The organism is Geminicoccus flavidas (assembly GCF_009806515.1).
Classification (GTDB): Bacteria; Pseudomonadota; Alphaproteobacteria; order Geminicoccales; family Geminicoccaceae; genus Geminicoccus; species Geminicoccus flavidus.
The window spans coordinates 1-2,915 of record NZ_WUJP01000620.1; the positions used below are offsets into that span (position 1 = coordinate 1).

Annotated in this window: 3 protein-coding genes and 1 pseudogene; 1 reads left to right on the forward strand and 3 read right to left on the reverse strand. The window is 70.9% G+C overall.

Annotation, left to right across the window (positions count from 1 at the left end; genetic code table 11):
* On the forward strand, positions 1-701 hold a 701-nt coding region (locus tag EQG76_RS17515; RefSeq protein WP_159715678.1), incomplete at its 5' end, for an alpha/beta fold hydrolase.
* Between the two features lie 89 nt (positions 702-790).
* Here the strand turns inward: EQG76_RS17515 and EQG76_RS17520 are convergent.
* The 3 genes and pseudogenes from EQG76_RS17520 to EQG76_RS17530 all read right to left on the reverse strand — a co-directional run.
* Entirely contained in the window at positions 791-1,105 is a 315-nt protein-coding gene (locus EQG76_RS17520) for a 2Fe-2S iron-sulfur cluster-binding protein (protein ID WP_159715679.1), read from the reverse strand.
* Between the two features lie 40 nt (positions 1,106-1,145).
* The gene (locus EQG76_RS17525; protein ID WP_159715680.1) at positions 1,146-2,210 is read right to left on the reverse strand and encodes an NAD(P)/FAD-dependent oxidoreductase; all 1,065 of its coding nucleotides are present in this window, start codon (positions 2,208-2,210) and stop codon (positions 1,146-1,148) included.
* A gap of 263 nt (positions 2,211-2,473) precedes the next feature.
* A pseudogene (locus EQG76_RS17530) lies at positions 2,474-2,915 on the reverse strand (hypothetical protein); the annotation flags it as partial.

Consider the following 2,915-nt stretch of genomic DNA (forward strand, 5'->3'; position numbering starts at 1 on the left):
CCCGGGTGCTGGCGGTGGACGTGCCGGGCCGGGGCGGCAGTGCCTGGTTTCGCGATCCCGACCACTACGCCGTGCCGATCTATGCCGCGCTTCTGCGGACCTGGCTGCAGGAGCTGGGTCTGAACGAGGTCGCCTGGCTCGGCACCTCGATGGGCGGGCTGATAGGCATGGTGGTGGCCGCCCTGCCGGACAGCCCGATCAGCCGGCTGGTGCTGAACGACGTGGGTGCGTTCGTGCCCAAGGAGGCGCTGGCGCCGATCGGCGCCTATCTCGGCCTGGACCTCCGGTTCGCCGACCTGGAGGCGGTGGAGCGCCACCTGCGCACCATCCATGCTGGGTTCGGCCGGCATCTGGACGACGGCTTCTGGCGCGAGTTGGCCCGCCGCTCCGCGCGGCCGGCCGAGGACGGCCGCGGCTGGCGGATGCATTACGACCCGGCGATCCGGCTGCCCTTCCAGCGCCAGCAGGCTGCCGACATCGACCTGCGCGAGCTCTGGGCAGCGATCCGCTGCCCGACCCTCTTGGTGCGCGGAGCCGAGAGCCCGCTCCTGCCGGCAGCAATCGCCCAGGAGATGACCCGGACCGGGCCGAGAGCGGAGCTCGTGACCTTCATGGATTGCGGGCACGCGCCGTCGCTGGCCGAGCCCGAGCAGATCGAGCAGGTGGCGGACTGGCTGTGCGGCCCGGAAGCCGGCGACTGATTGATTTCAGTTGTCTGAAATCAATCAGGTTTCCGGGACCCCCGGCCTCTGGCATGCTCAAGGCCGAGGCGTGCCCACGCCTGGATGCTCTAGAACTCCGGCGCCAGGGTGACGGTCAGGCCGTCGAGTTCGGGCTTGAACGGGATCTGGCAGGACAGACGCGAGTTGTCCTGCACCTGGAAGGCCTCGTCCAGCATGTTGCTCTCGTCGCGGCTCATCTCGGGCAGCTTGGGCAGCCAGTCGGCGGCGACATAGACATGGCAGGTGGCGCAGGCGCAGCAGCCGCCGCAGGCCGCCTCGATCGGCAGATCGGCCTCGCGCACGATCTCCATGACGGACCAGCCGTCGGTGGCAGTCACGCTGTGCTCGACCCCGTCGCGGTCGATGACGAAGATTTCGGCCATGAGGGCGTTCCGTTCCGATCGTTGAGTAGGGCAGCCAGGTTCAGTCCGCGACGCCCAGGCGCTTGTGCAGCTCCGTGGACGAGGTCGTGTAGCGGAACACCAGCTTCTGGTCGGGCCGGCAGTATTTGTGCGCCTTCTGGCACATCAGCGCCGCCTCGTGGAAGCCCGACAGGATCAGCTTCAGCTTGCCGGGATAGGTGGCGATGTCGCCGATCGCGAAGATCCCGGGCTGCGAGGTCTCGAACGCCTCGGTGTCGACCGTGATCAGGTTGCGCTCCAGGTTCAGGCCCCAGGACGCCAGCGGGCCCAGCTCCATCTTCAGGCCGAAGAAGGCAAGCACCGTGTCGCAGGCGATCCGCTCCTCGCCGCCGCTGGTCTTCTTCAGCGTGACCCCTTCCAGCTGCCCGTCCGTACCGTGCAGCTCGGTGATCTGGCCGAAATGGAGGCTGGTGGCACTCTCGGCGACCAGGGCGCGCATCTTCTCGACCGAATCCGGGGCGGCGCGGAACTCGTCGCGCCGATGCACCAGGGCCGTGGATGCCGCGATCGGTTGGAGGCTCAGCAGCCAGTCCAGCGCCGAATCGCCGCCGCCCGCCACCAGCAGGTGCTTGCCGCGGAAATGCTCCATCTTGCGCACGGCATAGTGCAGGCTCCTGCCCTCGAATGGTGCGACGCCCGGCAGCGGCAGGCGGCGCGGCACGAAGCTGCCGGCCCCGGCCGCGATCACGATCACCGGCGCCTCCAGCACGGTGCCGGCCGAGGTGACCAGCCGCCAGTGGCCGTCCTCCAGCCGGGTCAGGCTCTCGGCCTGCTGGCTCAGGTGGAACTCTGGGTGGAAGGGCCGGGCCTGCTCCAGCAGATTGTTGGTGAGCTCCTCGCCGGTGCAGCGCGGGATCGCCGGGATGTCGTAGATCGGCTTGTCCGGGTAGAGCTCGATGCACTGGCCGCCCGGCTTGTCGAGATTGTCGACCAGATGGCAGCGCAGGCCGAGCAGCCCGGCCTCGAACACCGCGAACAGGCCGGTGGGTCCGGCACCCACGATCACCATGTCGGTGCGGATCGGCGCATCGGTGGCGGGGGCCGCTTGGGGCTCGGTGGCAGACATGCGGATTCCAGGAAGGGACGAGGATCTGGTCGATGACGGCCGCAACCTAGAGAAACCGCGCCTCACGGGGAAGAGCCAGGGCAGAGGTGATGCCCGCAGCCCCGGCACCTGCCCGGCTGCCCTGCTCCCATTCCCATGGCCGGATCATGCGGGAGCCGGGAGCCTGGCCAGCGGCCCGCTGGCCACTCCAGGGCACCACGGCCTCGGATCGACCTCGGCACCACGCCCGGGGCAGGAACGGGTGCCTGGCCGCAGCCATGGGCTCAGCGCCGGCGCTGACCGGAATAGCCGATCGGCTTGATCGCAGAGGGCCGGATCGTGCGGGGCGGGACCGGGCCACCCGCCTCCGCGGGCAACTGTTCCTGGCCAGCCGCGTCCGGCCGCGGTCGCGCTGCCGGTGCGTCGGTGCCGGGACGCAGGGCGGCCGGCCGGCCGGACTCGGGCTCGGGTTCGGCCGGCCGCTCGCGGCCGCCACTTAGCGCCCGGGCGAACCGGTTGTCCGGCCGCGCGGCCGCATCCGCACCGACCGCACCCGGCCGGCGCAGCCGCTGACCAGGGGTGCCGTCCCCGGAATCCGCTCCTGCTGCCGTCCCGCCATGGCCGGGTACTCGCGCATCCGGCATCTGCGGGCGTAGCCCAGGCGCGCCCCGAACCGGCATGTCCGGCCCTGGCGGCAGGCCGGGGGGCGCCCGGCTCGCCGGCGGC

Excerpts from the sequence above, each read along its gene's own strand:
- EQG76_RS17525 (WP_159715680.1), bottom strand. The coding sequence starts at position 2,210 with ATGTCTGCCACCGAGCCCCAAGCGGCCCCCGCCACCGATGCGCCGATC.
- EQG76_RS17520 (WP_159715679.1), bottom strand. The coding sequence starts at position 1,105 with ATGGCCGAAATCTTCGTCATCGACCGCGACGGGGTCGAGCACAGCGTG.